Annotated in this window: 2 protein-coding genes; both read right to left on the bottom strand. The window is 61.9% G+C overall.

All coding sequences use genetic code 11. The features are described 5' to 3' along the window. Nucleotides 1-384: ABC transporter permease subunit (locus EN893_RS35525; RefSeq protein WP_128362244.1), on the bottom strand; the 384-nt coding region annotated here is incomplete at its 3' end. After that, the coding region (locus EN893_RS35520; protein ID WP_164901468.1) for an amino acid ABC transporter permease at nt 381-1,002 on the bottom strand (622 nt) is incomplete at its 5' end. The genes EN893_RS35525 and EN893_RS35520, both read right to left, overlap by 4 nt.

The following is a 1,002-nucleotide window of genomic DNA, read 5'->3' as shown; positions in this document are numbered from 1 at the left end:
GGTCATGCCGAGCGCCCAGCCCGCCTCGATCTCACAATGCGGAACCGCGTTCAGACCGGCGCGAAGGATCTCGCTGGTGTAGGCGCCTGTCGTTAGCGCCAACGCAATCACGCCAGAGGTGAAGGCACTTACGGTCATCCCGGAAGCAGGCAATCCATAGTAGACCATCTGCAGGACGACGAGTGCAGGCGCACCACGCCCGATCTCGACCAATACCACCGCGAAATAGCGGACGAGCCTGTTTCCAGAGGAAGAGGCAAGCGCAAGAACGAGGCCGATAGGCAATCCGAACAGCAGCGCCAGGCCCGCCAACTGAAGACTGACAATAGCTCCTTGGAAAAGCTGGGGCGACCAGTCCAGCCAGTTAGCCAGCATCTCGCTCATTTCGCTTGCCCCCTTGAGCGCAGCCGCCCGTCCACGGCGCGTGCCAACACGACAACGGGTATGGACAGCACGATGTAGAGAAGCGCGGCGAAAATGAACGGCGCGAAGCTGCCGCCGCCGCCTTGAGCCTGCTGCGATGCGTACATCATCACGTCGCGGACACCGATCGTGGAGGCCACGGTCGTGTCTTTGAGCAGGCTAACAAGGAAGGTCGCCATGGGTGGAACCGAGACGCGCAGGACCTGCGGCGCCAGGATATAGCGCAGCGTATCCAGGCGCGACATACCGAGCGCCGTGGACGCCTCCCGCTGGCCCTTCGAGAGGGCCAGGAAGCCACCCCTATAGATTTCAGCGAGATAGGCCGTTGATACCAACCCCATGCCCAGGATGGCAGCCTGATATGAACTGAGAACGATCACTCCGCTGCCCAATCCGAAGAAAATAATGAACAGCCAGACGATCGGCGGGATTCCTCGGACAACGTCGATGTATAGGCGCGCCGGCGCGCTTAGCAGAAGCAACCGGGAACGTCGCATCAGCACCAGCGGCATGGCTGCGATGGCCCCGACTCCGAAAGCGCCGAAGGTCACCAGCAGCGTGGCCGGAACGCCTCTGAGC

This window comes from Mesorhizobium sp. M7A.F.Ca.CA.004.04.2.1, from assembly GCF_004022825.1.
In the GTDB taxonomy this organism is placed as follows: domain Bacteria; phylum Pseudomonadota; class Alphaproteobacteria; order Rhizobiales; family Rhizobiaceae; genus Mesorhizobium.
The sequence above is the reverse complement of the archived record's forward strand: the minus strand, read 5'-3'. Positions and strand labels throughout refer to the sequence as shown.